At 57.8% G+C, this 26391-nt stretch carries 27 protein-coding genes; 24 read left to right on the top strand and 3 right to left on the bottom strand.

What is annotated here, in order from left to right; genetic code table 11:
• The first annotated feature begins 111 nt into the window (after window positions 1-111).
• From VQ067_RS30770 to VQ067_RS30750, 5 genes are all read left to right on the top strand, one after another.
• Window positions 112-2532, top strand: a complete 2421-nt coding sequence (locus tag VQ067_RS30770) for a hypothetical protein (RefSeq protein WP_230690418.1) — start codon at window positions 112-114, stop codon at window positions 2530-2532.
• Between the two features lie 148 nt (window positions 2533-2680).
• Window positions 2681-3247 carry a M15 family metallopeptidase gene (locus tag VQ067_RS30765; RefSeq protein ID WP_019486686.1) on the top strand — a complete coding sequence of 189 codons (567 nt, stop codon included), beginning with the start codon at window positions 2681-2683 and terminating at the stop codon, window positions 3245-3247.
• Between the two features lie 105 nt (window positions 3248-3352).
• Window positions 3353-3748 carry a hypothetical protein gene (locus VQ067_RS30760; protein WP_170831725.1) on the top strand — a complete coding sequence of 132 codons (396 nt, stop codon included), beginning with the start codon at window positions 3353-3355 and terminating at the stop codon, window positions 3746-3748.
• Between the two features lie 72 nt (window positions 3749-3820).
• A complete protein-coding gene (locus tag VQ067_RS30755) occupies window positions 3821-4135 on the top strand; it encodes a hypothetical protein (protein WP_019437813.1) in 315 nt (104 codons plus the stop codon).
• A gap of 103 nt (window positions 4136-4238) precedes the next feature.
• A complete protein-coding gene (locus VQ067_RS30750) occupies window positions 4239-4811 on the top strand; it encodes a hypothetical protein (RefSeq protein WP_019437812.1) in 573 nt (190 codons plus the stop codon).
• On the opposite strand, the gene VQ067_RS30745 is transcribed toward VQ067_RS30750, so the two are convergent.
• Window positions 4808-5191 (bottom strand): DUF4231 domain-containing protein, encoded by a 384-nt coding sequence (locus tag VQ067_RS30745; RefSeq protein WP_019437811.1) that lies wholly within the window; start codon window positions 5189-5191, stop codon window positions 4808-4810. The genes VQ067_RS30750 and VQ067_RS30745 overlap by 4 nt on opposite strands.
• A gap of 231 nt (window positions 5192-5422) precedes the next feature.
• Between VQ067_RS30745 and VQ067_RS30740 the strand changes: the two genes are divergently transcribed.
• The 16 genes from VQ067_RS30740 to VQ067_RS30665 all read left to right on the top strand — a co-directional run bounded on the left by VQ067_RS30740 (window position 5423) and on the right by VQ067_RS30665 (window position 20113).
• Window positions 5423-6421, top strand: a complete 999-nt coding sequence (locus tag VQ067_RS30740; protein WP_025991908.1) for an ATP-grasp domain-containing protein — start codon at window positions 5423-5425, stop codon at window positions 6419-6421.
• A 75-nt stretch (window positions 6422-6496) separates the two neighbouring features.
• The gene (locus tag VQ067_RS30735) at window positions 6497-7636 is read left to right on the top strand and encodes a trypsin-like peptidase domain-containing protein (RefSeq protein ID WP_340080964.1); all 1140 of its coding nucleotides are present in this window, start codon (window positions 6497-6499) and stop codon (window positions 7634-7636) included.
• A gap of 69 nt (window positions 7637-7705) precedes the next feature.
• A complete protein-coding gene (locus VQ067_RS30730) occupies window positions 7706-8833 on the top strand; it encodes a phosphoribosyltransferase domain-containing protein (protein WP_010792511.1) in 1128 nt (375 codons plus the stop codon).
• Window positions 8823-9581 carry an HAD family hydrolase gene (locus VQ067_RS30725; protein WP_010792510.1) on the top strand — a complete coding sequence of 253 codons (759 nt, stop codon included), beginning with the start codon at window positions 8823-8825 and terminating at the stop codon, window positions 9579-9581. The genes VQ067_RS30730 and VQ067_RS30725 overlap by 11 nt, the downstream gene beginning before the upstream one ends.
• A complete protein-coding gene (locus VQ067_RS30720) occupies window positions 9574-10668 on the top strand; it encodes a cysteine protease StiP family protein (RefSeq protein WP_010792509.1) in 1095 nt (364 codons plus the stop codon). The genes VQ067_RS30725 and VQ067_RS30720 overlap by 8 nt, the downstream gene beginning before the upstream one ends.
• A complete protein-coding gene (locus VQ067_RS30715) occupies window positions 10668-11615 on the top strand; it encodes an HpcH/HpaI aldolase/citrate lyase family protein (RefSeq protein WP_019437804.1) in 948 nt (315 codons plus the stop codon). The genes VQ067_RS30720 and VQ067_RS30715 overlap by 1 nt, the downstream gene beginning before the upstream one ends.
• Window positions 11615-12343, top strand: a complete 729-nt coding sequence (locus VQ067_RS30710; protein WP_121784523.1) for an HAD family hydrolase — start codon at window positions 11615-11617, stop codon at window positions 12341-12343. Before VQ067_RS30715 ends, VQ067_RS30710 begins: the two co-directional genes overlap by 1 nt.
• A gap of 2 nt (window positions 12344-12345) precedes the next feature.
• Entirely contained in the window at window positions 12346-12939 is a 594-nt protein-coding gene (locus tag VQ067_RS30705) for a TerD family protein (RefSeq protein WP_019437802.1), read from the top strand.
• Window positions 12936-14126, top strand: a complete 1191-nt coding sequence (locus VQ067_RS30700) for a TerD family protein (protein ID WP_019486688.1) — start codon at window positions 12936-12938, stop codon at window positions 14124-14126. The genes VQ067_RS30705 and VQ067_RS30700 overlap by 4 nt, the downstream gene beginning before the upstream one ends.
• 47 nt (window positions 14127-14173) lie before the next feature.
• On the top strand, window positions 14174-14623 hold the full coding sequence (locus VQ067_RS30695; protein ID WP_010792504.1) for a tellurite resistance TerB family protein: 450 nt from the start codon (window positions 14174-14176) through the stop codon (window positions 14621-14623).
• Window positions 14624-14634: 11 nt separating this feature from the next.
• Window positions 14635-15669 carry a TerC/Alx family metal homeostasis membrane protein gene (locus tag VQ067_RS30690; RefSeq protein ID WP_010792503.1) on the top strand — a complete coding sequence of 345 codons (1035 nt, stop codon included), beginning with the start codon at window positions 14635-14637 and terminating at the stop codon, window positions 15667-15669.
• 28 nt (window positions 15670-15697) lie between these two features.
• The gene (locus tag VQ067_RS30685; RefSeq protein WP_010792502.1) at window positions 15698-16276 is read left to right on the top strand and encodes a TerD family protein; all 579 of its coding nucleotides are present in this window, start codon (window positions 15698-15700) and stop codon (window positions 16274-16276) included.
• Between the two features lie 33 nt (window positions 16277-16309).
• A complete protein-coding gene (locus VQ067_RS30680; protein ID WP_010792501.1) occupies window positions 16310-16888 on the top strand; it encodes a TerD family protein in 579 nt (192 codons plus the stop codon).
• A 134-nt stretch (window positions 16889-17022) separates the two neighbouring features.
• On the top strand, window positions 17023-18048 hold the full coding sequence (locus VQ067_RS30675; RefSeq protein WP_019486690.1) for a hypothetical protein: 1026 nt from the start codon (window positions 17023-17025) through the stop codon (window positions 18046-18048).
• A gap of 104 nt (window positions 18049-18152) precedes the next feature.
• Entirely contained in the window at window positions 18153-18713 is a 561-nt protein-coding gene (locus VQ067_RS30670; protein ID WP_019486691.1) for a DUF551 domain-containing protein, read from the top strand.
• A gap of 206 nt (window positions 18714-18919) precedes the next feature.
• The gene (locus VQ067_RS30665; RefSeq protein ID WP_071540756.1) at window positions 18920-20113 is read left to right on the top strand and encodes a DUF4236 domain-containing protein; all 1194 of its coding nucleotides are present in this window, start codon (window positions 18920-18922) and stop codon (window positions 20111-20113) included.
• A gap of 109 nt (window positions 20114-20222) precedes the next feature.
• Here the strand turns inward: VQ067_RS30665 and VQ067_RS30660 are convergent, their stop codons facing one another.
• Together VQ067_RS30660 and VQ067_RS30655 are read right to left on the bottom strand one after the other, a co-directional pair.
• Entirely contained in the window at window positions 20223-21482 is a 1260-nt protein-coding gene (locus VQ067_RS30660; RefSeq protein ID WP_020191936.1) for a VWA domain-containing protein, read from the bottom strand.
• A 149-nt stretch (window positions 21483-21631) separates the two neighbouring features.
• Entirely contained in the window at window positions 21632-22117 is a 486-nt protein-coding gene (locus VQ067_RS30655; RefSeq protein ID WP_019437795.1) for a hypothetical protein, read from the bottom strand.
• A gap of 241 nt (window positions 22118-22358) precedes the next feature.
• On the opposite strand from VQ067_RS30655, the gene VQ067_RS30650 reads away from it, so the two are divergent.
• The 3 genes from VQ067_RS30650 to VQ067_RS30640 are packed head-to-tail and all read left to right on the top strand — an operon-like array spanning window position 22359 to window position 26388.
• Entirely contained in the window at window positions 22359-23627 is a 1269-nt protein-coding gene (locus VQ067_RS30650) for a hypothetical protein (protein WP_042852679.1), read from the top strand.
• A gap of 26 nt (window positions 23628-23653) precedes the next feature.
• A complete protein-coding gene (locus tag VQ067_RS30645) occupies window positions 23654-24505 on the top strand; it encodes an SH3 domain-containing protein (RefSeq protein WP_019437793.1) in 852 nt (283 codons plus the stop codon).
• A gap of 8 nt (window positions 24506-24513) precedes the next feature.
• On the top strand, window positions 24514-26388 hold the full coding sequence (locus VQ067_RS30640; RefSeq protein ID WP_340080963.1) for a hypothetical protein: 1875 nt from the start codon (window positions 24514-24516) through the stop codon (window positions 26386-26388).
• The last annotated feature ends 3 nt before the right edge of the window (window positions 26389-26391 follow it).

Raw genomic sequence — 26391 nt, 5'->3', positions numbered from 1 at the left:
ACATTCAGGATTTCACCAGGTCGGTTTGAGTGGAGTCCATCAAGTTGGAACGGCACCATTTTCTCGACCCGCCCCTTGGGCGATTAGCACTACAGCTTCGAGGATGATCCCTTGCCGTCCCAGTATTCACACAACACAGACGATCTCACACCGGTCGACGCATTGCCCGGATGGAAAAAGACACTGGGTGGGGTTCTGGCTCTTGGCATGGACCTCCTCAACGCTCGGCACGACTCCTCTTGGGTTGAGGGCTATCGAGCAGGTGAAGCGTATGGCAGTGAACAGAAAGCCAAATCCCAAAGCCAATCCCACGCGGTGAGCACTACCACCGGACCGCTTGAGATTCGCGACCTAAGAGAGCGTTCCATTACTGCTCCGCGAATTGACCAGGTACTCATAGATGACGACAGGCTGGTCGTTTCCGCAGGCCTTTTGGAGACAATGCAGCGAGATGCTGCATCCCTCCTGCCGGCTGATCTGCAGCCGACACCCGGGCAGTGGAAAGCCATCGCTACCAGTTCTCGTGCTCTGTTGGTGTCCGGCCAGGGCGGTACCGGGAAATCGTTCACCTTGGCGATGCGGGCGCTCTATCTGCACAAGTACCTGATGCAGCCACTTTCCTCGATCAGGGTTGTTGTGGATTGCAAAGAGTTGAAAGAGGAATTCGCTAAACGACTCCATTGGCTGTTTCGGCGATGGAGCATCGAATGCTCGGAAGCAGATATTCAGGGATGCATCACTACTCCAGCAGCTGCAGCCCTGGAACTTGTGAACTCCCTTGTAGGTTGGGAGAACGTACGGCCATTCGAAGTGAGGGTAAATTCCGATGTCTTCGAAATCAGGCCATTCGACACCAGGCTGTCATCGGCCCAGACCTCTCTCCTTCGGACCACGCATAGCAAGCTCTATCGCAGTAATCCCCGATACGCCGAACTGGTTGTGGGGTTGTTTCGCCAGTCCATGCTCTTGGAGCCGTTGGAAGTTGATCACCCCGACGTGGTTAAGCGTGCAGCGATAGGGTGGAAGTTGAGCCAGCACGATCAAGACCTTTGCGAGAAAGTCGAGACGTTATGGAAGGAAGCTGGTGCTTGGCCCTTGGACGGGATAAAGCCCGGTCGTCACAAGGTGGTGGTACGCGGTTGCGAATTCAGTCTTCATGGCTTCGTCCCGCGGCTAGATGCTTTTGTTCTGCTTGGTTTCGATCGCACCGAGGATCGTTATCTGACCCGTGGGCCGGGAATCAAGCTCGAGGTATACAAGGAGTGTGAGATCAAGAAAACGCTACTCCAGGCCTACCTCGACAAGCCCGTGATCCATCTGGACAGCTATCAGGACGCCAAGCAGATGGTTGCGACGCTAAAAGCCTTGCCCACTACTGCTCCCGACTTCGGATACAGACTCCGCGGCGAACCAGCACATGTTCCACTGGTGGAAGCGTTCTACCAAGTAGCAACGCTGGTGGAGAACCTCGGGATGGGTGTCCCCCAGGCCGTAGGTAAACTCAACTTCCTTCAGAACGACCCGGATGCGCTGTTCTTCGAAGGTCTTGGGCACTTCTGGTTGGGTTTTGAAGGCGACCTGCTCGCGAACGACCCGCCCCTAATGACAATCAATCGACTCCTGGACCTTTTCTCTGAGCGGCACGGGGCGAACTTGAAGCGGCTTCCTGCGGCCGCGTTGAACCGATTCCGACATCTCCTGCTTGACGATGCACAGGATACGAGCGCCCCCACTGCAGACTTCCTACGGGGCATCCTTTCGGAGTTCAAACGTCGAGCGATCTCGCACAGAGATTCCGATCTTCTGCCCTCAACATTCACTCTCGCCGGCGATCCCGTCCAGGCTTCATTCGCAACCCAGGGGAGTTCAAGCCAAGGGCTTCGCCATTTCGACACTGAATTCAGGGTTTCAAACCCTACGCGCGTAATCCTCCAGGATGGCTTCAGAGGGCACCAGCACCTCATCGATGCAGCGTTCAGCGTGGTGCGGAATCAGGTGGACGTCGGAAGGCAGTCAACTGCCCTCATCGCCCCAACCAAACAGTCACCTGTGGAAATTCATAGCTTCGACTCTCATGTCCTGATCCGGCTACTGCAGGAGGCCGTAGAAGGAGGAGGGGATGTGTTGGTCTTGGTGGACTCAATTGCGTCGTACCAGATGGCAGAAGCCGCAGTGGCCTACCTGGTGGGCCAGATCGATGGAGCGAGATATAAGGGCAAGATCAAGATCCGACCTTTCCAACGTGCTCGGCCTGCGGTGGCAGAAACGGTCATCCTCGCGGGTAACTTCACCACTCGACCTCGATCCGACTTTCGCAATCAACTATTCAACCTGGCGGGAAGGTGGGCCGAAAGCGGAACGAACCACTACGACGCGCTACTGGATCAAGAGATTCAACGTTTGGTGCACACAGGTATCACCAGGGCACGGACTCGTTGCTACTGGCTGGTCCCCTCTGTCGACTCCAGCGCCCCAGAATCCGCAGTTGGGGTGTCGCCTGCGTTGAGCAACGTCATAGTCGACAAACGCTAGGCGAAAGCTATGTTTCAACTCAAAGGGGTAAGTTCCCCTTGAGCAGCTGGCGAGCTTCCGTCAGGTGGTCTCGGCAGTCCGCTGCGCGCAGTTTTCAGGCTATTCGCACCAGCGGCTTGCACAACCAGACCACAGAGGATGAACGCCTATGAAATACTCCGACCTTATCGATCTCCCCAAGCCTGGCACCTACAACATCGGGCTGGTCTCCGCGAAAAACTCGGACATGCTCAAATACTTCGGGCATCCCGTCCTCGATGGGAAGTATGACCCCAAGGGGAAATGCATGAGCCCGAATGACCCAGAATTCCAGAAGAGGGTTGCTTCACGGAAGGTAGGGCCGTTTAGAGCAACAGGACTTCTGCCGGCCTTGGACTCATTGAAGTCCATCTTCGAGCGGGTGGAGCGGGAGGTGCCAGACCTATATCCCTTGCTCAGGAACAACGGCATGCTTTGTTCTCGCTACACCAGGATCAAGGGAAAAATTGGTCCGGGGATCTCGAACCACTCGTGGGGAACAGCCCTGGACATGTTCATCGATGGGGATACGGAGAAGCAGGGAGACAACAAGGTTCAGCGTGGGCTCCTGATCCTGGCCAACTACTTCAACGCGGCCGGCTGGTATTGGGGAGCTGCATTCCCTACAGAAGATGGGATGCATTTCGAGGTGTCCAGAGGCTTGCTCGCCCAATGGAAAAAGGATGGGCTGATCTGACTTTCAGTTGAGGCACCAGTCGTTAGAATCTTGGCCTATGAACCAGCGGGCCTCGCCGGAAGCGGTAAACGAGGCCTGCCTCTCATCCCTCATATGGGCCAAGAAATGCCTTCGAATCTTCCCGTTGTCGCAGTGAAACGTCACTGCAATCCGTTCAAGTCCGATGCTCCATGGGGTGTAACTGTTCGTCAAAAGGACGTTCGACAAGCCTTGATCGAGCGCCGACTTGTAGGCACTCCTGACTCTGATGATCATGCAGCGCGCATCGCGTTTCTCGTGGAGAACCCCGCCAAAGACCCGATCCTGATCGATGTCGGCTGTCCGTCTCTGGGTTATTGGGGGCCGAATTGGATGGTGACCGACGGGAACCACCGTTTAGCCGCGGCCATCTTCCGCGGTGACGCGACAATTCCAGCACTTGTCGATGGGGAGCTTGAGCACGCCTTCGAGCTTTTCGGTGTGGACTGTGAGGAGCACTACCCAACCCAGGCCACCTGCTAGTCAATAGAGAACCGAAACCGCGAATTTATACGGCCGCGCGCCTGCACACCTGGTGGGCGAGAAGGAGACACCATGACCGACATCATTCCTTTCCCTTCCATGCCCAGGCTGCACAACAACAAGGTGCAGCAGAACCAGGCAGAGCGAAAGAAATTGGCGGATTGGTTCCGCGCGTTGGCCCAGCATATTGAAGGAAACGAAATTGAGCGTGAACCTCTTGCTGCCACGGTAGTCCTGTCCAGCGCCGCCGGCGACGAGGTTCTAACCGTCGGCTATGACGGAAATCAGCAGGTTTGCCGACGGCAGGCCGGTTCTGCAGCGCATCGTTTCACTAACCTCGGCGGTTACACCCGCAGAGGTGGAAATTTCTTCGACCGGCTCAAATAGCTAGAGCAAAGTCGGGCCATCACCCGAAACTCTTACGCCCTCTTCGACTGGAACAATCCAGACCTCCCGGTAAGCTGGCGCAAAACCTTTCGAAGAGGTGTCTATGAGCCCGATCCGCACTTGTTCACCAATTGCCAAGAGAACAACCGAGACCTTCGTTGACCACGTCAACATTGGCGGCGAGCGTCAGAGGGTTGAATTTCAGCGGGAGGTTATCTGGCTCCAAGAGTCTGAGACGCAACTCCTGTACGTTCACGGAGGCAAGATCCTCACTAAGGGGCCGTGTCACAACGACTACTACGGGTACCTCACCTCTCTCAATCCGCAAGAGCTTGGCGCTCTGAACCTTGCAGATCACTTCAGCGTTGATCAGCAAAGCACCCTGGATATCCAGCTGGTCACTACCGTTTTCCTGATACCTGTGCACGAGTCGAATGAGAACAAGGAGCACAACAGGACGAAACCTGCGGACTATCGGGATCACTACAGCTACATTCCAGATGGCTGGCGCTATGAGCGGCAGAGTGACGGGCACATGATCTACCCTCGGCCGGAGCGCGAAGAATTGGGTAAGGAGATCGTCTGGTCGACGCAGTGGAGTGAAGAGGAAAATCTGCGGAAGCTGGAGGATTTCAAGCGCCGCTGGGCATTTACCGTGGGCCAGGTGAGTAGCTAGTCCAGCTTGTCCAGCTCCTTGGTACGCTCATCAATGACTTTCTGGGCGGAAGAGAGGAGGGCTTCAGGATCAGCCCCTTCCTTCATCGCTTCGATTACCAATATCTGCATCTGATGCCGAGAGCGCCTGTTCAGGCGGAAATTGGTCTCAAAATCCAGGGCAGCCATGACCGTCGTCATTATGGCTGCTCCACCCGCAAGAATGGCTGACAAGTCAGATCCTAGCCCTTCAGGGATGAATGACAGCTTTGCAATGATGGCAGCGGATGCGGAGAGGACTGCTGAAAGGATCAGCAGCAGTCTGTATCCGATCTTCCATCGTATAGCTGAACACCGGTACCGAGATTCCTGTTTCTCGAGGACCGCCACGACCTGAGTCATCCGTTCTGCATCCATTTCAGAGCGACCTTTACGGTGGACTTGCCCAGAGTGTAGCCAGCGTTTGCGATATCTAGTGGCAAAGTGACTTGTCTTTTGGCCAGCTCTTGCCGATACCCTCCAGTAGAATGCCCCGCCCGGTTGATACGCACCGAGCCCCCGTTATCGTCCCTTCCACCAACCACAACTGTCCGCTCGTTCTGCCCGGGCGCGGCCTACATGAGGACACACATCTTGATCTGGTTTCTTGAGGGACAATCCAGCCAGCGCGACATTCTTCTAGGAGCGCGTGAGGCCCTACCACCGGAGGTAAAGATTTTTGCCTCCCATCGCCAAGAAAGGCCTGAAATCACCGGTCTCGCCGACGTGAGCTTCCTTGAGCCGAAGGACAACCAAGAACGAATCGACTGGGTAATCGAGACTGCCTTGACCCATAAGATCAAAGTTATCCTGGCCGGCCGAGTGGGGAGTGTTTTCGAGGCCCAGCGTCGCCGATTCGAAGCTGCAGGGCTGGTGCTGGTTACCGGTGGTTCGAACATGAGCACGTTCGAGCTGGTGGACGACAAGAGCAAATTCACTGCTGAAGCAGAGCTCGCCGGACTTGCCTGTGTCCCCGCGATTACGGCAACTAACGCCCAGGAACTCATCGACGCCTACGAAACCCTTCGCGCTCACGGAGACGTTTGTGTGAAGCCAGCTGTGGGCATTTACGGCCAAGGATTCTGGCGATTCAAGTCTGAAGCGGACCCGTTCCGTTGCTTCGCCAACCCCGACTCTCGGGAAGTCCAGTTCGAAACTTACCTGCAAGCCTATCGCGCCGGCGGGGATCGTCCCGCCATGCTGGTGATGCCGTACATGGCGGGGAGCGAGTGCTCGATCGACATGGTTTGCGAGTCCGGCCGCCCGGTGGCATACGTTGGGCGCCGGAAGCAGGGCCTTCACCAAACCTTCGAGAACGACTCGGTAGCGGTCGAACTCGCTCTGAAAGCCGCTACTCACTTCCAGTGCGATGGACTGGTCAACGTCCAGACGCGGGATGATGCTGATGGTGTCCCGCATCTCCTCGAGATAAATCCGCGGTACTCGGGCGGCATCGGTTACACCCGGCATACGGGAATCAACCTGCCGGGTATCTTCGCCAGCAGAAGGCTCGGACTGCCCGAGCCGGTGAGCCAGTGGATACCGAATATCAGGGTGAAAGCCATTACCGTTGCGGTGCCAGTGGCGACCTGATATGTAATCAAGCCTCAAGTTTGATACTATTTTGCCGCTTTTTATAAGGTACGGGACTGAAGGAGCGAAGCAGGGATGATGGTGCTGGCGCCTGGCGCAAACACCGCTTTGGGAGCTGCGCAATGCTCCTGGACGCTGGAGTGCGGAAATTCCTCGGCATTCGGGGAATACGCAGCTGTTGCTCTGCTTCCACTAGACGATAAACGCCACCCCCAGGGGGAGGCAGCACTGTTCCAGGTCTCCCAGCCCTGGATGCAGTGGAGTGGCGCGCAGGAGAAAGTCAGCTGCAGCTTGAATCTCGCCCAACTGCCGACCGGCGCCGACCGTCTGCTCCTGGTGGTTTACACCTTCTCGGCAATGGGACCAGTCAGCGAACTCCGGTCCCTTCGCCTGCAAGTTGACTCTCAAATCGAAGTCAGCTTGGACCTGTCCGACAATGGCGAATCAGCCATCATCGTCGGCGAGTTCTACTGCCGCAACCAACAGTGGAAATTCCGAGCTCTCGCGGAAGGGTCGGCATACGGCCTCTCAGCGCTTGGACGTCGGATCGGGATGAATATCGACGATGCCCATCCTCATCGCCGCTCCGGTTCCTCAGATCAGAACCGATCGGCAGCCGGCGCGACCGGTACCGGCTTTGCTGTGACGTCCACACATATCCTCACGTGTGCGCATGTGATCGAGGGCATGCAAGAGATCCACATCGCTTCGTTCGAGGGGCGGCATCGTGCCGAGGCCATAGTTGTTGACCAGCGGAATGATCTGGCGCTCCTCCGGGTGCAAGGCGCACCTGCCTTCAAACCAGTGGCTTTCCGCGATGGGATTGGCTGTGACCTGGGGGAAACAGTAGTTGCCCTCGGGTACCCACTCGCTGGGCTGGCCGGTGGAGGAATACACGTTACTCAGGGGGGCGTATCTGCACTCTTTGGCCTACACAATGACGCCAGCCTGCTCCAGTTCACTGCTCCGATTCAGCCGGGATCAAGCGGAAGCCCTCTGTTCGATGGTTCTGGATCGGTTGTGGGGATGGTGACCTCCACTGTTCCTGATGCGCAGAACATGAACTTCGCAGTCAAGGCTGGACTTGCCCTGGCGTTTCTCGACGCCTGTGGTGTAGAGCCCAATCGTGCCCCGACAGGAATGACCTTCACGACATCCCAGATGGCCCGTGAAGCCCAACAATCGCTTTGGAAAATCGAGGCGCGGAATCCGTAAGCCCTATTCGGGTTGAAAGCAAGGGACAAGGCGTTAGGGTCACCCCTCGCGCCAATCAAGGAAGCAATCATGGAAAACAACGTAGTACCAACGTCCCTACGCGCCCAACTCAAGCGGGGGCTTCTTGAGGTCAAAGTCGACGACGCCGTCCTCCCTCCCGCTAACCTGTTCGGTTTTGCAGAGCGCCGGAATCCCAAGCGGGCATTCCTATTCGTTTCCAAAGTGCTGGGCCGCCATATACCAGTGCGCCCATCGGTCATGGCTGCCAGCTTCGAGAGCCTGGCTGCTGAAATCCCGCCTGATCTCCCTGGACCAGTGCTGGTCATTGGCATGGCCGAAACTGCCGTAGGCCTCGGTGCCGGGGTGCACCGCGCCTTCAGCGCAACTCGCCCTGACAGCATGTACCTCATCAGCACTCGCCATCCCCTCGGCACCGAGCTCTTCGCTCGTTTCGAGGAAGAACACAGTCACGCCAGCGCCCACCTGATCCACATGCCCGTCGACCCAGAAATCCGGGAAATGATGCTCCAGGCTCGATCGCTGGTACTGGTGGACGATGAGGCTTCCACCGGGAAGACCTTCGTCAACTTGCATCGCGCCCTGGTAGATGCAGGCCTGAGCAAGATCGAGCGTGTCGTCACGTGCGTCCTCACGGACTGGTCTGCTGGCGCTGTGCGCCATGCCATCGGCGAGCAGGCGACAGCGGTGTCGCTGATGCAGGGCTCCTATCAGTTCCATGAAGACCAGGCAGCGCCGCTGCCCGAAATGCCAGACGTAGGGGCCGTATCCATCGGGGAGTGGCCACTTTCGGCAGATAAAGACTGGGGCCGCCTGGGCGTCCGTCATGTGGAAGACACGCTTGCTCCCGAGATCCAGGTCCAACCCGGCGAAAAGATCATCGTGTTGGGTACCAGTGAGTTCGTCTGGCGTCCCTTCCTGCTGGCCGAGCGGCTGGAGCGTGCAGGCGCTGATGTTCACTTCAGTTCCACCAGTCGCTCTCCAATCGCCTTGGGCCACTCCATTCAGCATGCCCTGTCGTTCTCTGACAACTACGGTCTTGGCATCCCGAACTTCCTCTACAACGTGAAGCCGGGGCAGTTTGACCGAGTTCTGATCTGCACCGAAACCCCCGCGCAGGCAGTCCCTGCAGAGCTGGTTACGGCCCTGAGTGCGGAGGTGATTTTCGATGAGCAGTAATCGTCCCCTGGTATTCGTCGACCTCGACGACACCTTGTTCCAGACCGCTCGCAAGATGGTCGAAGGTACGCCGCGCACTACCGCGACGCTGGATGTACACGGCCAACCCAATGGGTACATGAATCCGGTCCAGCACTCCTTCGTCAACTGGCTGCTGGCTTCGGCCGATGTAGTGCCTGTCACCGCGCGCAGCGTAGAGGCTTACAGCCGCGTTAAGCTCCCCTTCACCGAGGGGGCTATCTGCTCGCATGGGGGTGTAATGCTCCGGCCTGATGGCACACTGGATCAGGACTGGCATGGACAGATGGCCGAGTCCCTTTGGACCTTCCAGGATCGACTGCCGGCGTTGAGCGAAGCAACCCTGCAGATCGGGAAGGACATGGGTTATTCGCTCCGCGGTTGGGTTGTGGAAGAAGAGGGCCTGCGCCACTACGTGGTGACCAAACACAATGAATCCGATGACGCTGTCCTCTCCAAGGTCCTGAACGAGGTTCAGGCTCGAGGCATGCTGGAAGGCATGCACATCCATGCCAACGGCAACAACCTCGCTTTCCTGCCCAAGGGGCTGGCTAAGCGCCTGGCCGTTCAAGAATGGCTGCGCCGTGACGCCAAAATCAACGGCGAACGCCCGGTCCTCGGCTTCGGCGACAGCATCACTGACCTGGGATTCATGGACCTTTGCCACATGTGGGCTACACCCGCTCGCAGCCAATTGGCCAAGGCCGTGGAGGAGATGATCAATGAGTAATCTCCTCGCAACCCTGAACACCGTCGGCAGCGGTAGCTACGCGCCGGAAGACGTCCATTTCCTTCTGCAGTCGGTGGAAATGAATGTCACCGATGTCGAGGAGAAGGAGCGCCTGATTCAAAGCAATCAGAAGCACTATTCGGAGATGATCAGCCAAGAACACGCGCCTACCGACGTGCACAAGTCCCTGTACGCCCGTGCGCTTGTGCAGAACGGGGCGCGCATGGCTGAAGATGTTCAATCTCTGGCTTTGGCGTTGAATGCCGCCTACACCGGCTCCAGCATCGCCCTGGTTTCCTTCGTGCGCGCCGGTCTTCCACTTGGCGTCCTGCTCCGTCGGGCACTGGTCGAGATGGGCCGTGACGCCCACCATTATGGCGTAAGCATTATCCGTGATCGCGGGATCGATACGGTGGCCCTCCAAGCGATCATCCAGTTGCACGGTGCGGAGAACATCGTCTTCGTGGATGGCTGGACCGGCAAGGGAGCAATTTCTGGCGAGCTCAAGCGGACGCTGGGAGCCGACAAGCGTTTCCCGGAAGAACCACGTCTCGTTGTACTTGCCGACCCCTGCGGCCGCGCATGGCTCGCTGCCTCCGCAGAGGACTGGGTAATCCCGTCCGGAATCCTGGGCGCAACCGTTTCAGGCTTGGTATCTCGATCCATCTGGCCGACTCAAGGAGGGCTTCATGGTTGCGTGGTTTACGACCACCTGCATGAACACGACGTTACACGTGAGTTCATCGACAAGATCGAGGCTGAGCGCCAAGCGCTGAACAGTGTTCAAACTGCATCGCCCTGGACGCACGAGCAGCGCCTGAAGCTCCAGGCCGCAGCTGAAAACGTGGTCACCTCCCTCGCTACCCGCTTCGGCATCAGCAACCTGAACCGCGTAAAACCGGGTATTGCCGAGGCAACCCGAGCAGTCCTGCGCCGAGTGCCCGATCACGTGCTGGTCCGGGATCGTAACGACGGCGACGTGCAACTCCTGCTGCATCTCACTGAGCGCGCTGGGGTAACGGTGGAGGAGGCCGGCGAGGCACTGGGGCCGTACCGTGCGGTAACCATCATCCGGAGTACGAACTGATGAAGGCGATTTCTCCATTCGCTCTCGGGGCGACTCTGTACATGCCGGCAACCCGCGATGACATCCTGGATGTGGTGTTCGGGATGAAGATTCCTGAGCTTCGCTCACTGGTGGTATGCCTGGAAGACGCAGTTGCGGCGATCGACGTCGAAAGTGCGCTCGCAAATCTGCAGGCGCTCCTCATGGGCATCGACGCCCGTGGCGGCCGCCCGGAACAGGGGCCGTTGCTATTCGTCCGTCCTCGCGATGCAGAGATGGCAGCAGTGTTGAACGAATGGCCGCTGATGAAGCACGTCAACGGGTTCGTCGTTCCCAAGCTAACGCTGAAGTCTCTTGCTTTCTGGGAGGCCGCGGTCAGCAACCCTGATCTCTATCTCATGCCAACTCTGGAAACGAGCGATGTTTACGATCCGGGTGCCATGGTGGAGCTCGGCCAGGCTCTGAAAGCCAACCTGAACCAACGCATCATCGCTCTCCGGATTGGCGGGAACGACCTAATGGGCTGCCTCGGCCTGCGCCGGAACCCTGCCACCACGCTCTACAACACACCGATGAGCTACGTGATTCCCATGCTCGCCGGCGTAATGGGAGCACAGGGCTTTGCCCTGACGGCCCCTGTATTCGAGCAGCTGGCCACCCCCCATCTTCTTCGGGAGGAGTTGAAGCTCGATATCGCGCATGGACTGGTAGGCAAGACGGCAATTCATCCAAGCCAGATCAGCATCATTCAGGACACGCTCCGCGTGAGCCTGGAGGACCTCAACTGCGCCAAGCTGATCGTCAACGATGTGGCCCCCGCCGTCTTCAAGCACAACGACGCAATGTGCGAGCCGGCTACTCATTACAAGTGGGCAGTAAACATCCTCGAGCGCGCCAAGTGGCACGGAGTGAAGCCCGCCGAAATGGGAAATGGCGAGCACAGTGTCCGCCTGGCCGAGGCAAACTGATGAGCATCGAAATGCTGGAGGCAGGGCCGAAAGGAGCGGAGGTACTCTCGGTGTTTGACTTCGATGGAACCCTCACCCGGCACGACAGTTTCGTGCCGTTCCTTCGGTTTGCCTTCGGCACTCGTGAGTTCACCCTTCGCATCCTCAGGCTGGTGCTGCCCAGCCTGAAGTACCTCTCCCGGGGCATGTCACGGGATGAGCTAAAGGCCCAGTTGGTGAGCACATTTCTCGCCGGCGTGGAAGCCAAATGGGTAGGCCAGAAAGCAGAAGATTTCTGCCAGTCGGTTTGGCCCAAGCTCATGCGCCCATCAGGGTTACGATCCGTCGCGGCCGAAATGGCGTCCGGAGCAGAAGTGACACTTTGCTCGGCCTCGCCGGCCCTGGTTTTGCGTCCATTCGCCGACCGGCTCGGTATCAAGCTCATCGGGACAGAATTGGAAGTGGTCGATGGCCGCCTGACCGGCAGGATCAGCGGAAACAATTGTCGCTGCGAGAACAAGGTGCTCCGACTGGAAGCCATCTATGGTCCGCTGACCCAATACCGGTTGAGGGCCTGGGGCGATACCCGCGGCGATCATGAATTACTGGCTGCTGCGCAAGATGCGCATTGGCGTCATTTTCACCCCGTATGGCGGCGTTCCCGCCCGCGGTTTAGCAAAGCAGGGAGTCCGGGGAGTGTTCCTCCGCGTGCCTCCCACTCGAACTCTGAAGATCAACAAGGAGCGTAAACATGGCACTCACCCTGAGCAAAAATCAGAGCATCTCGCTGGAGAAAACTGCCGGCAGCGGTCTGACCTCGGTCAGCCTGGGACTGGGTTGGGACCCGGTGAAGTCCGGTGGATTCCTCTCCAAACTCATCGGGGGCGGCAACGACTCGATCGACCTCGACGCCTCCTGCATTCTGCTGGACGGGAACATGAAGCCGGTGGACCTGGTTTGGTTCCGTCAGCTCAGCTCGAAAGACGGCTCCATCAAGCACTCCGGCGATAACCTCACCGGTGAAGGTGATGGCGACGATGAAACCATCAACGTCGATCTGCAGCGCCTGCCGGCCTCCGTCCAGCACCTGGTATTCACAGTCAACAGTTTCCGCGGGCAAAAATTCGACCAAGTAGAAAATGCCTACTGCCGCATCGTGAACAACTCCAAGAACCAGGAGCTGGCGCGCTTCAATCTCGCGGAGAAAGGCCAGCACACCGGTGTGGTGATGGCCAGCCTCAGCCGCAAGGGTAACGACTGGGACTTCAAGGCGATCGGCCAATCCACCAACGGCCGCACTGCGGACGACCTTGTCAACCTGGCCATTCAGGCGGTACGCGCATGACAACACTGGTACCTGGCGGTAATGCGCCGGTTGCCACCGGCCAACTGCGCGTGGACATCAGCTATACGCCGATCCCAGGCGCAGACCTTGATATCTCTGCGTTCGCCCTGACCAACACGGGGAAAGTCCGCGGCGATGGTGACATGTGCTTCTACGGACAAACCAGCATTCTGAGCGGGGCAGTCCAGCTGACGGCCAGCTCGACCGGTCGTGCTGAATTCACAGTCGATCTCAGTCGTGTTGATCCTGCCGTGGAGAAAGTTGCGCTCACCGCGACCATTTACGAGAACAAGGCAACCTTCGATCGCGTTTCGACGCTGGCGCTGGCCCTTACTGGAGGGATTGAAGCTCAGATCCCAACACGCGGGATGAACGAAACGGCGCTCATTCTTGGCGAGTTCTACCTGCGCCAGGGAGCGTGGAAGTTCCGCTGTGTCGCACAGGGCTTCGCGGGTGGCCTGGAGCCGCTGGCTAAGCATTTCGGTGTCGATATTGCAGCGCCATCGGGGAATCCGGCCCAGAACACGGCGCAGCCGGCACCCGCTCCTGCGCCGGTACCGCCGGCCGCGCCGAAATCGACGATCAGCCTCAGCAAGGTGACCCTCGACAAGTCTCGCTCGAGCATCAGCCTGGAAAAAACGTCTGCTGGCTTCGGTGAGATAAAGGTCAACCTGAACTGGAACCAGGGCGGCACTGGCCTGCTTGGCGGCCTTCTGGGAAAACGCAACGCCATCGACCTGGACCTGGGTTGCCTGTTCGAAATGCAGGACGGCTACAAAGGTGCTGTACAGGCGCTCGGTAAGCGGTTCGGTGATCTGCGCGAAGAGCCGTACATCCAACTGATGGGGGATGACCGTACTGGCTCTGTCGCTGGTGGTGAATGGCTTCACATCAACGGGCAACACTGGAGCGAGGTTAAACGGATACTGGTGTTCGCCTTCATCTACGACGGCGCTCCCAATTGGAAAGCAACCGACGGGGTGGTGACCATCTTCGTTCCCGGGCAACCGGAGATCGAAGTACGCATGAACGAGGAGGGCGGTCGCCACGGCATGTGTGCGATTGCTCTTCTTGAAAACGTGAATGGGGCCGTTAAGGTCTCTCGCCGAGTCGACTTCCATCCCGGGCACGAAGAGATGGATCGAGCCTACGGCTGGGGGATGCGCTGGAAAGCGGGCTCCAAGTAAAACTTATCCGGCGGGGCCCCAGGGCCCCGCTCATTCAGGGGGAACACATGCTCGAATGGCTGAAAACCAACGCGACGAAAGCTCGCGAAACACTGACGACCGAAGTCGCCAAGTTCAAAAACCGGACCTTCATGGAGGCAGTAGCCAATGCGTGCGCGCTGATCTCCGCGGCGGATGGTGAGATCAAATCCGAAGAGAAGATGAAGATGACCGGCTTCATCAACAACTCCCCGGAACTGAAGGTCTTCAACCTGAACGACGTGATCAAGGTCTTCAGTGATGCCTGCGGCAAGTTCGAGTTCGACTTCCAGATTGGCCAAGCCGAAGCCCTGAAGGCGATCAGCAAGGTCAAAGGCAAGGACGGCGAAGCTCGCCTGCTGGTGCGTGTGGCCTGCGCCATCGGCGCTTCCGACGGTGACTTCGACGACAAAGAGAAAGCGGCCTGCCGCCTGATCTGCCTGGAGCTGGGCCTGAACCCGGCAGACTTCGAACTGTAAGGAACTGAAACGTGGAAACGACTCACATTGGCTTCCCACCGCTGACCATGGCGGTATTTGTCGGCCTGGCGCTTGCCGCCCTGCTGCTGGACATGGTCACCCACCGCGATGACAAGCCGATCACTCTGGCGCGCGCCTCTATTTGGTCCGTGTTCTGGGTGGCGATTTCCCTGGCGTTCGCAGGTTTCCTCTACGTGCAACACGGCGCTGAAGTCGCCAGCCTGTTCGTTACCGGTTACGCCCTGGAGAAAGTGCTGTCGGTCGACAACCTGTTCGTTTTCATGGCCATCTTCGCCTGGTTCAAGGTGCCGGATGGTCTGCGCCACCGCGTTTTGTACTGGGGTATCATCGGTGCAATCGTTTTCCGTGGCGTGTTCGTAGCGATCGGTACCGGCCTGCTGGCCTTTGGTCCCTGGGTTGAGATCGTCTTCGCGCTGATCGTGGCTTGGACGGCGGTGATGATGCTCAAAGGTGGTGACGACGATGATGCTGAGGAGGATTACTCCCAACATCTCGCCTACCGATTCGCCAAAAAGCTCTTCCCTGTATGGCCGAAGCTGTACGGCCACAACTTCTTCGTGAGCCGTAAAAAGCTCGAAGTCGAAGTCCAGAAGACCGAGAACAAAGGCATGAGCCTGGCGGCGAAGGGCGGTCTGTTCGCCACCCCGCTGTTCCTCTGCCTGGTCGTAGTCGAGGTGTCTGACGTACTGTTCGCCTTCGACTCGGTACCGGCGGTAATCGCGGTGAGCCGTGAGCCCCTGATCGTCTACTCGGCAATGTTGTTCGCAATCCTGGGCCTGCGTACCCTCTACTTCGTCCTCGAAGCACTGAAGCGTTACCTGGTGCACCTCGAGAAAGCGGTCGTCGTGCTGCTGTTCTTCATCGCCGCCAAGCTCGGCCTGAACGCCACCGACCACCTGTTCCACCACGGCATCAGCATCGATCCGAACACCAGCCTGCTTATCGTCCTAGCAGTTCTGGCAGTCGGCATCCTGGCAAGCGTGATCTTCCCCGAAAAGGAAGAAGCGCAAGCCGAAAACCAGTAATCAGTAGCAACCACAAGGAGCTGTATACATGGCACTGTCTCTTCAAAAAGGTGGCAACCTCTCCCTGTCCAAAGAAGCACCTGGCCTGACCAAGATCCTGGTCGGTCTGGGTTGGGACCCGCGCTCCACCGATGGCACCCAGTTCGACCTCGACGCCAGCGCTTTCCTGCTGAACGCCACCGGCAAAGTCCGCGGCGATGCCGACTTCATCTTCTACAACCAGCTGAAGAGCCCGGACGGTTCCGTTGAGCACACCGGTGACAACCGCGACGGCGCCGGCGACGGTGACGACGAAGCGATCAAGGTCGACCTGAGCCGTGTTCCGGCCGACGTCGACAAGATCGCCTTCACCGTGACCATCCACGACGCTGAAAACCGTCGCCAGAACTTCGGCCAGGTCAGCAACTCCTTCATCCGCATCGTCAACGAGGCCAACGGCTCCGAGATCGTTCGCTACGATCTGGCCGAAGACGCTTCGACCGAAACCGCGATGATCTTCGCCGAGCTGTACCGTCACAACAGCGAATGGAAGTTCCGCGCCGTCGGCCAAGGCTACGCTGGTGGCCTGAAGGCCCTGGCCAATGGTTACGGTCTGACCGTCAACTGATCCCTCACCCCAACTGAATCAAGGAATCACACCATGGCAGTATCTCTCTCGAAGGGCGGCAACGTCAGCCTGTCTAAAGAAGCACCTGGCCTGAGCGAAGTCGTAGTAGGCCTGGGCTGGGACCCGCGCGTTACCGATGGCACCGAGTTCGACCTGGACGCCTCGATCTTCATCACCGGTGAAAACGGCAAAGTCCTGAACGACTCCAGCTTCATCTTCTACAACAACAAGAAGTCCACCGATGGCTCCGTCGAGCACCTGGGCGACAACCGTTCCGGCCAGGGCGATGGCGACGACGAGCAAGTGAACGTCAAGCTGACCGGCCTGGGCGCCGACGTGAAGAAGCTGGTCTTCGCCGTCACCATCCATGACGCCGAAGCTCGTAAGCAGTCCTTCGGTCAGGTGGGCAACGCCTACATCCGCGTCCTGAACAAGGCCGACGGCAAGGAAATCGCTCGCTACGACCTGTCCGAAGACGCCTCCACCGAGACCGCCATGATCTTCGGCGAGCTGTACCGTCACAACGACGAGTTCAAGTTCAAGGCGATCGGCCAAGGTTTCGCCGGCGGCCTGAAGCCTCTGGCTGAAGCTCACGGCGTGAGTATCGGCTAAGCAGAAAGGCTGGAAAAAGCCCCGGCATGGCCGGGGCTTTTTCACATCTGTAGGAAGGGAACGAATGTCACGACCAGCAACTCTCCAGTTGCTGCGCCGTACAAGCTGTGTGTCTGGACAAGGAAAATCGCGAGATGAAACTCAGGTTGGTTTTAGCTGTAGGAGGCGTGCTGGGGTTGGTGGGCTGTGATGCTGTCACTGATTTCAAGCTGGGTATGGCGCAGCGGGAATTGCGCGAGGAATGCTTCGGTAGCTTCACGAATACCTGCGTGAGCAAGACCATCGACTTCAATATCAAGGTGCTTGAGTCAGTACCCCTTTCTGGGCCGGAAGACAAGAAGGGCATCATTGCGATGTTCGGAGACGAAGGGTGGGATCTCTGGGAGGAGTCCGAGGAAGAAGTGAAGGACCAGGTTATCGAGATCCTCGAATCAAGACGCCCTGGATTCTTCTCCCGATGGTTCCTGGGTGACGCCCAGCCTTTCGATGAGAAAGGGGTCATGGAGCTTTCGCCGAGTGACCTGAAGCCGTTCCAGGATCGTGCCAAGGCAGTGTTTGTCAGCAAGCTGAAGGCAGCGGGGCTCAAACCTAATGCTGAAGCAGCTGCGAAATACAGCGATGAGAAACAGCTCCCTCAACAGCAAGAGGCACCAGCTACCCTTGGCTCCGCCCAGCACTCCGATCGACCGATAAGTGAAGTGTCACCGCAATCCCAGCTTCAATCGCAACGCCTTCCCGCCGGCGGACATGCACTGACCTTGTCCGCAGCCATTGACAGTCTTGTCGCTGCCGAAGTTTCCGAAGACGGCGGAAGCGAGTACCAAGAAGGTCGCAAGGTTGTTCAAGTGGATCTCAATGGCGACGGCGCAGAGGATGCGATTGTCCTGTTCACCATCGAAGGGCAGGGCGGTGGAAACGGCTCGTACCAGACCCTGGCTGCCCTGTACAAGGAGCCGGACGGCTGGGCTCTCAAGCAGAAGCTTATCGTAGGTGGCGCAACAGACATCCAGGTCTTGGGCCAGAACATTTTCGGCTTGAAGGTCCTGACCCACGGCGATGACGATCCAATGTGCTGCCCGAGCCTCGAAAGCGTCGTTAAGTACAAATGGACAGGTACAGACTTCGCTGAATTGACCGCAGCTAGCCAGAGCGCTAGCTGAACCTTAATGGGGCATCGACTAATGCATTCGCTGTTCATCGTTACTCTGGACACATGCCGGATATCCATCTTGGCTTCCCTTTGCCCCGAAATGGAGCTTCACTCGTGACCCCACCGAACCCCAGCTACCCCGAGCAGATCGCCGCCCTGACTGAAACTGTCGCCCGGCTGACCGCCGAGCGCGACCGTCTGAGCGCAGCCATGTTGCATTCGCAGATCACCGGCGCACGCTGGATCGCCTGCAGCGACTACCTGCCAGATTGCACGCAGGAAGACGACGTCGGCTTGCTGTCGCAGTCGGTGCTGGTCTGCGACGAGAACGACCTGTCCAGCCTCTACCTGGGCCACATGCGCGATGGCGGCACCTGGGAATTGGACGGAGGTGATTCAAACTGCATGCCTCCCAAGACTATCACCCATTGGATGCCCCGGCCCAATTCTCCGAGTCTGCAGGAGCAGAGCCAGGACCCGCGGAATGAACGCCGCCAACTGATGGAGGCAGGGAGCTTGGAGGCCGCCGTCCAGGTGTACCGCCAGGCGCTGAGCGAAGCCGTAGAGCAGCTGGCCAGAGGCACCCTGGATGCCCCGACTTGTCACCGACTAATGGGACGCTGGCAAACCGCGCTGCTGCAAGCGGTGCAACCGCTAGCAAGGGCGCCGGAATGATCTGGAACATGGCCGTCAACGACCATACGACGCTGGCGAGTGCCATCGACACTCAAGACATCACCGCCGACTTCTTGAGGCTGGCTGTGCCTGAATCGGCTGTAGTTACACATTGATAACTATCTCGCCGGAAGCTCATAGCTTGGCTATCGACATCGGCCAGCAAATACGCAGGCCGACGTCCCCAGTGAATCTCGGAGGAAGATATGGGGTTCCGCTTCAGCAAACGAATAACGATCGTTCCCGGTGTTCGGCTCAACATCAGTGGTTCGGGAATCAGTACCTCTGTTGGGCCACGCGGATTGAGCCTAACCATGGGCAAACGTGGCACTTACATTAACGCGGGCCTGCCAGGGACCGGCCTTTCCTATCGTGAACGGCTGGATCGATCTGGCCAGAGGCGCGCACCTGGTCCATCCGGAGAGAAAGCGGCCTATTCCGGGCCCATCAAGGTCAAAGTCGACGATGATGGCTCGTTGATCATCACAGATCTGGAAGACAACCTGCTTCCGCCCGAGATCGTTAAGCGCGTGAAGGTGGAGAAGTGTGAGGAGATCCAGGCGCTTCTCGAAAAAGCTGCAGCAAAAATCAACGAAGGGCTCGAAGAGTGCCTTTCGGTGCACATGATGACTCCCAGGCCAGGTTCTCTGCCGGCGCTTCCTCCTGCGTTCAACCTTGAAGAACCGCGCCGACCATCCATTGACGCGCCCGGGCTACTCGACAAGATGCTCTTGCGAAGTGCCAGGATGGAAAGGGAGACTCAGGCACTGGAGGCCCAGTACCAACAGGATCTGGCTGAGTGGAACTCCACCCGCGACGCCCACGAGAAGGCACGTGCCGAAATCGAGAAGGCCATCCGGCTGGCTGCAAAGGGATATAGCGCTCAAATGGAGCGCGCGCTGGACTATGTGCTTTCCGGCATCGCCTGGCCGAAAGAAACACTCCTCGAGTACGAGTTCTCCCACGACGTTACTGGAATAGCCCTGGACATCGACCTGCCCGAAGAAGGTGATGTGCCGAACAGAACCGCTGAAGCCAAAGGCAATGGCAAGCTCAGCTTCAAGACCAGGTCCGAAGCCCAGACTCGAAAGGACTTCGTCTCCCTCTGTTACGGCACCGTTTTTCGTGTGGTTGGGGAGGTATTTGCCTTGCTCCCAGGCATCCAACAGTGCCTTGCTTCCGGGTACATTCAGCGCACAAATCCTGCAACGGGACGCATCGAGGATCAGTACGTAATCTCGGCGCTGATCTCACGTGATCAATGGGAAACCTTGGACTTCAACCGGCTGGAAGCGATCGATCCAGGTGCGACATTGACGGCATTCGGGGCAGTGGTGAGCCTCGACAGAGCATCTCGGTTCCGTGAAATCACCCCAATGGATTTAGCCATCCTTGGCTGAACTATGTTTCCGAGGTGAACGCTCCTAAAACAGAAAACCCGCCATCTAGGCGGGTTTTCTGTTTTGAAGGGGCGTCCCAGTAAAGACACCTGTGGGTTCTGGATGCGCGCTAGGCGATGATCCCCTTCGCAGAAGCTTCCTTGATCCAGCTCGGGAATTCCTCCATGAGCTGGTCGTAGAGATGCTCCTCGCTTACCTGGTGCAGGTCATCCAGGGCGAAGAATCCGCAGTTGTCGACCACTCGGCCTTTCATGTCATCGAGCTTTTCCAGGATGCCATAGCCGTGCCCCCCAAGGCCAACGAACTGCCAGTAGAGGGGCAGCTTCGCAGCCTCGGTCATGAGCTTGGTGATCTTCCTGTTCTCGTGTACCCCACCGTCGCTGATGAAGAGAACATAAACGGGCGACCGGTCACCGTCGTTGAGGTAATAGTTGATCACTTGCTCCATCACCCTGGGCTCGTCGTTGATCCGGCTGCCTACGTTCCAGTCACGCCAACCGTAATTGTCGGTGTTGATGAAGTCTTGGTAGTTGCTCAGGGTGATTTCGGAGAGCTTTTGCGGCTTTGCTGCGAAGGCCCAGCAGTCAATAGAGCCATCATCATCGAAGTGGACGGCCAGGGGCAGCAGCCTGTTGACCACCTCTTGGACACGCCCCTTGGAATACTGGGAGTTCATGGAGCCCGACGCATCGAGAACCAGCGCGACACGCGCCTTCACATGGGTCAGTTTCGCTTTCTCGAGGCTAACCTGGGCCTTTTTGGCCAAGCTGATCAGTTGCGGAGCCGCGGCCGCAACCTTCTTTTCCAGCGAGATGGTGGCTTGAGCGGGGGCTGGCGCTGGGGAACTTGCGGGAGCTGCATCATCTGCAACCTCGCCCCCGAAATGCTTCACCAGGGCGCTGAGCCCTTCGTTGAAGCCTTGGAGATTCGACGCCAAACGCCATTGGCCATCCTTGCGGTAGACGTCCGCCACCATGATGGCCTTTTCCCCGGCGAAGGTGTTGCCAGCGAAGGGGCAGGTGGCGACGATTTGACCAGTTGGGTCTTTGACCAAAAAGGATGAGGACTGGATATCGCGCATAGCTCCGGCCCCGTCGATTGCCGCGGTAAACACCAAGCGATCGATGGAGGAGGGAAGTCCAGCCAGGCTCAGACTGAACTCTGCTCCAGCTTGCTTCAAGCTGCCGCAAGGGGAGATCGGCTGGTTGAAGAAGATCATGTAGCGATCGTCCGAAAGCTTCCCAGCAGCATCCAGGCCGAAACAGGCGAGGTCGACTGTATGGGGGGAGTTGATCTGGATCGCGAGGGACAGAGACTGGCCCTGAATGAGGTTCGATAAGGGGATACGTTGCCCTTGGCTGATCTGCATTTAGTGCTTCCTTTTGAGTTCTTACATGCGCCGGGTGCTGACGGGATGGTAACGCGCCCAGGGAGCGGCAGTTGGTCGAATGCGCAGCCTCGATTGACTGTACTCCCGGTACCATAACGGACGAAACCAAACAGCCAAGGCCGACATGGTCATGGCTCTTCACCAAGAGTGAAGCCCAGAGGGCACAGAAGACTCTCTACAGCGATTGCCAACCGTTCATCCATTCGATACTCGTGCGGTAGATAGCTCAAAGCAATGGCCAGAACGAACTGATCGGGAGAAAGGTCTCCGGGGTTAAAGGGCCAAAGCTCGATTCTGGTGAGTGGACCATCTTTACGTCCAACCTCTCGGACAACTTCCTTACCAATCAGAAACTCCTCATAACACTGCAAAGGCAATGCAAATGAGGGGTGAGCACGGTCCGCTAGCATCGTTCGAGACTCCAGAAATGTGTCTCCTACTGCTACTAGACCATGCCCATGGTTTCCCCGGACGTAAAAGTCCGCAAGCTTAGGACAAGAGACGAATTTACGGACCTCGGAAAGATGAACGCTCTCTCCAGGCACCGTTTGGAGCTCCTGAATCAGCAGGGATTTCAAGTTTGGCGCATTCGCCATCATCAAGTGCTTCAGCATCGGAAACCTCTTACCGCTAGTGACTTTGGCACTTTAGCAATTCCAACCTGCACACCGCCTTGAATTGAACTGCTCCACCGTTAGATTCAGGTCGGGCTCGCGCGTTGAGAGATGCTTTTCTGGCGTCATATAGATAGCCTGCGCAAGACCCGACTGGCAGAATGCCATCGAGCACCCTTGCTGCCTTTCAGATAGCAGGCTTAGTGACCTCATATTCCGTTCTCTGACAAGGACCCGTTGGATGCTTCTCATCGCCCTCATTGTGCTGAATGCCATCTGCTTGATCAGTGGTCTGTTGTTCAACGCTGAGTTGCTGAACATGGCTGGGGCAGACATACCCCTCAAGCAGCTCCAAACCCTCGAGATCTACAGTCAAATTTTGGCATCGGCCAGCGTGTGCCTGTTCGCCTGGCGGATGTGCATTTGGGCTCACCGCCGATGGGGAGGAGCTCGTTACATCGGTCTCAGCATTGCGCTCAGTACCATAGTCGCGGCTCCAACAACCTGGTGGATTCAGGGTGAAGCCCCCGACCTGATCGCCGAGAAGTTCCCGGCCAGCCTGCGCGTTTACAGTCTCTATGCATACGTGACAAAGAAAGGGCTTCTCTACGAATCACTCCAAATCCCTGGCGTCCCGTACCAAGAGCATCGCGATACAGGCGATGGCAAGGCATTCATTGCGAATCTTGGGGTGTTGATGAGCGTACAGGGCTCATACGTAGAAAAGATCGACCAAAACTTCTTCGGGTTCGCAGCAGCAGTTTTCACCGGCTACACAAGGCGAAACGGCGATTGGATATATGGGCGCATCCAAGATGAGGTCGTTCCTCAGATAGAGGATATCGCCAGGACATACGCCAAGCTCGAGGCATTCCGCGCGGCCGGGCTTCCAGGCAACGAGTGGAAACCCATTGCCTGGCCAAAGGCAGAGGAAGAGCTCGGTTACGAGCCGACCCTCGATGACTTTGCCCGGTCCATCCCCCCTGGCCTGCGATCTCGCCAGTCCGTCTTGAACAGTGCCGAGGTCCATTATTTCGCCAGGGAGGCAATGGGCCCGCTCTACGTCAATGGCATGGATGTTCTGGCCAGCCGACAGCAGTTCGACAAGTACCTGCCAGGGATAGCCAAGAATATGGCGTTCGATGTGGCTCACACCGACATCCACGGTGAGCAGGGCCTGAACGTCCTGAAGAATATGTGGTTCGTCCCTTGGACATTGATCAGCGGCCTCTTCATGGGCGCCCTCAATCTCGTCGGACTGGTGCTCTCGGCCGTGGAACAGCTCGGCCTTATTCAGGGCCGGAGACGTTTGGTTCGGCTTGGGGCAGTCGTCGTGATCATCATCGTCCCGCTGATCTATGGGAACTCCATCATCCAGTCAGCTGGGTACCGAACCGCATTTCGGAGCATCGAGAAGGGGCCAACCATCATGGCCGGCATTTTCCACTGGGCAATGTCGGCAGAAGCGATGCTCTACGACCTCACCAAACCTCTGCTGAAAGCAGAGTGAGTATCAACGAAAGGGAGAGAAACACTGTGCGTAAGAAGTTCGTCGCGTCGATCCTGGCAGTAGCGATTGCAGCAACCTCCGGTTGTGCAGAAATGGGCATCAGTAAAGAACAGGCCGGTACCGTCCTCGGCGGCCTCGCTGGCGCAGCAATCGGGGCGACCATGGGCAAAGGGAACGGCAAAATTGCCGCAACGATCATCGCGGCAGGCATTGGCGGGTACCTCGGCAACCGAATCGGACACATGCTCGACGAGAAAGACCAACAGGCGCTGGCCCTGCGAACCCAAGAGGTCCTGAGTCAGCCTACCGTTGCTACCCAGCCGGTCACCTGGACCTCAGATCACTCCGGTGCAACTGCCCAAATCACCCAGGGGCAGGAGTACAGCAAGACCAAGACAGTTGAGGTCAAGCGCGCGCCGAAGATCCAGGCAGTCCCTTCGATGAAGCTGATCAACGAAGCGTATGTGACCAAGTCCAGCCTGAATGTCCGAGCAGCTCCGAACCTGAAGGCAGACAAAGTCGGTGGACTGCCAACCAACACTGAATTTACCGCCGTAGGCTCCACCGGTGACTGGATCTTGGTGGGCCGCAAGGGTGTTACGGTTGGCTATGTTCACAAGGACTACGTCGAGCCGAAGGCACAGGCCGTTGCCAAGACTGCTGCACCTGCCGTGAACCTCGATGAAATGAATGTCTCTGCCAGCAAAGAAACCCAGGCGTTCGACCTCGATTCCATCCCGTCCCTCCCCACCGAGCAAGTCGTGGCCGAAACTGCCTGCCGGCCGGTGACTGTGAGTCTCAAATCGGCCAGTGGGCAGGCGGAGCAGCAGCAAAACACCTTCTGCAAACAGGCCAACGGTACCTGGGAACTGATCTGAGGATGACCATGAAGAAGCGCGCGCTCGCGCTGGCAGTGGTTGGAGCTTGCGGCCTAGTGCCGCAAGCATTCGCTCACGAGCTGGCCGTCTCGAAAAAAGATCACATCAAGGTAGATGTCCCAGGCGAAGCCTCAAACTGGTGCAAACCCGAAATTGAGCTGACCATTCGACGGCCAGTTTGGGATAACCAAGCCCTTCTGACCGGCCTGGTCGGCAAACTACCAATTGTACTCGCCAATGATTGCCCGGCCGCGAGGGTGACCTGGAGGGCTGTCGATGCAAGCGGCAACCTATACGCCAGCGGATCTGGTACAGCGGCCAATTTAGGCATTGTCACGCTGGCTTCCGCCAAGCAGATATCTTCGCCAGCGGTTCTCCCCAGCACCTCGTCTGTCGAAGCATCTGCATTGGTCGACCAGACGGCTTCACCAACAAACGTTGTGGCTCCCGTGACAATCACAGAGCAGACGCATGATCAGCCGCCTGCGCAGCAGGATCAAACCGTCCAGCAGCTGCCTCCCCAAACCACTATCGCCGCGGCCCCCTCAGCCCAAATCGAGCAGATTCATTCCGACCCTCAAGGCTCCTCCGCACCTGAGGCTATTACAGTCACGCCGGCGTCTGACTTTGGCAGGGCACGGGTGCTTGAACATAGCAAACTCACCCAAATCACCGACGCAGGGGGTTGTAATTGGGTGATGAGCAAATCTGTCCTCAACGATGGCGATGGCAGTCTTGCTTTCGGTTCGACGCCTGCGATGCCATGTCCCTCCACAGGATTTGCTGAGGGCTCATTCGAGAAGCTGTCATGGAAGGTTCCGAACACCTATCGTGGAGACAACTGGAACCGAGTGTTTGTCCACGCCAGCGGTTTGATGTTCAACAAGGACCTGGAGAGTGTCGTTAAGGGCAAAGAGCTCTCCTATCTGAGCCCGGATGCCGATCAAGCGCTATTCATCCTGGGCGAGATTCCTAGCCGGCAAATGAAGGTCTATCTGGCCTTCCAGCGAGGCAACTACCGGGTACTGGGACCGTTCAATAGCGATCCCTATTACGTTGCGATCACACCCGATGAGTCGTTCGCGCTTGACCCGGTCGACTACAAGAGGGCGGGCGAAGAGGTATTTAAGCTGATCAGGACCACCTCCTCTTCAACCGTCTCTGTACAGAACTTCTATGTGGCGAAAAGTCTCGCCGCTCTTTACCCGGAAACAGGTTGGGGAGATGACACGCAGAAAATCATACGCAACCGCATCGGGGAGAGCCGCGGCCAGTTCTACTTTGACGTACAGGAAGGCTCCAACTGGGCCCTTCAGCGCGAACAGCAACGCTTGCGCGAAGAGCGGCGAGTGCAGCAGCAGATGGCAGAACTCCACTCTCGGGTGCTTGAGCGCTATGAGCAGCTGAAGGCGGGCATGAAGGACTACGAAGGCAGAGAGGTCGAGGCGCTTGCTCAAATGGCAGGCATCCAGGTCCGCTTCGGATCACCGCTGGCGCTGCAGGACCCGAATTCCTCCAAGAATGTGGGCTTGATGATGATCCACATCGCTGGAAAGACAGACGGCAGCTATGACATCGACTTCCCAGCCAAAGGGCGGCTGCTATCGAACCAGACCTTCGAGAAGGAGTGGTATGTGGTGCCAGTGGCAAACCTCACTCCTTTCATGCCGCTGGTTGACGGACGGGCTCTTCCCACGTTCCGTGGCAACCTGCCAGCCGCACCTGAAGCCTGTAAGCAGGACCATTGCGCCGACAAGGTCTCGTTCGGCGCAGTCCTGGCACGTGAATTTGGTCCTGACTCAGGGATCGACTTCAACTGGACTCCAGACGTGTCACAGCAGTACGTAAACACCTGGAAAAACGCTTCTGCCCAGCTCCAATAAGGG

This window comes from Pseudomonas sp. KBN12P06040, assembly GCF_037574965.1.
Classification (GTDB): domain Bacteria; phylum Pseudomonadota; class Gammaproteobacteria; order Pseudomonadales; family Pseudomonadaceae; genus Pseudomonas; species Pseudomonas aeruginosa.
The sequence above is the reverse complement of the archived record's forward strand: the minus strand, read 5'-3'. Positions and strand labels throughout refer to the sequence as shown.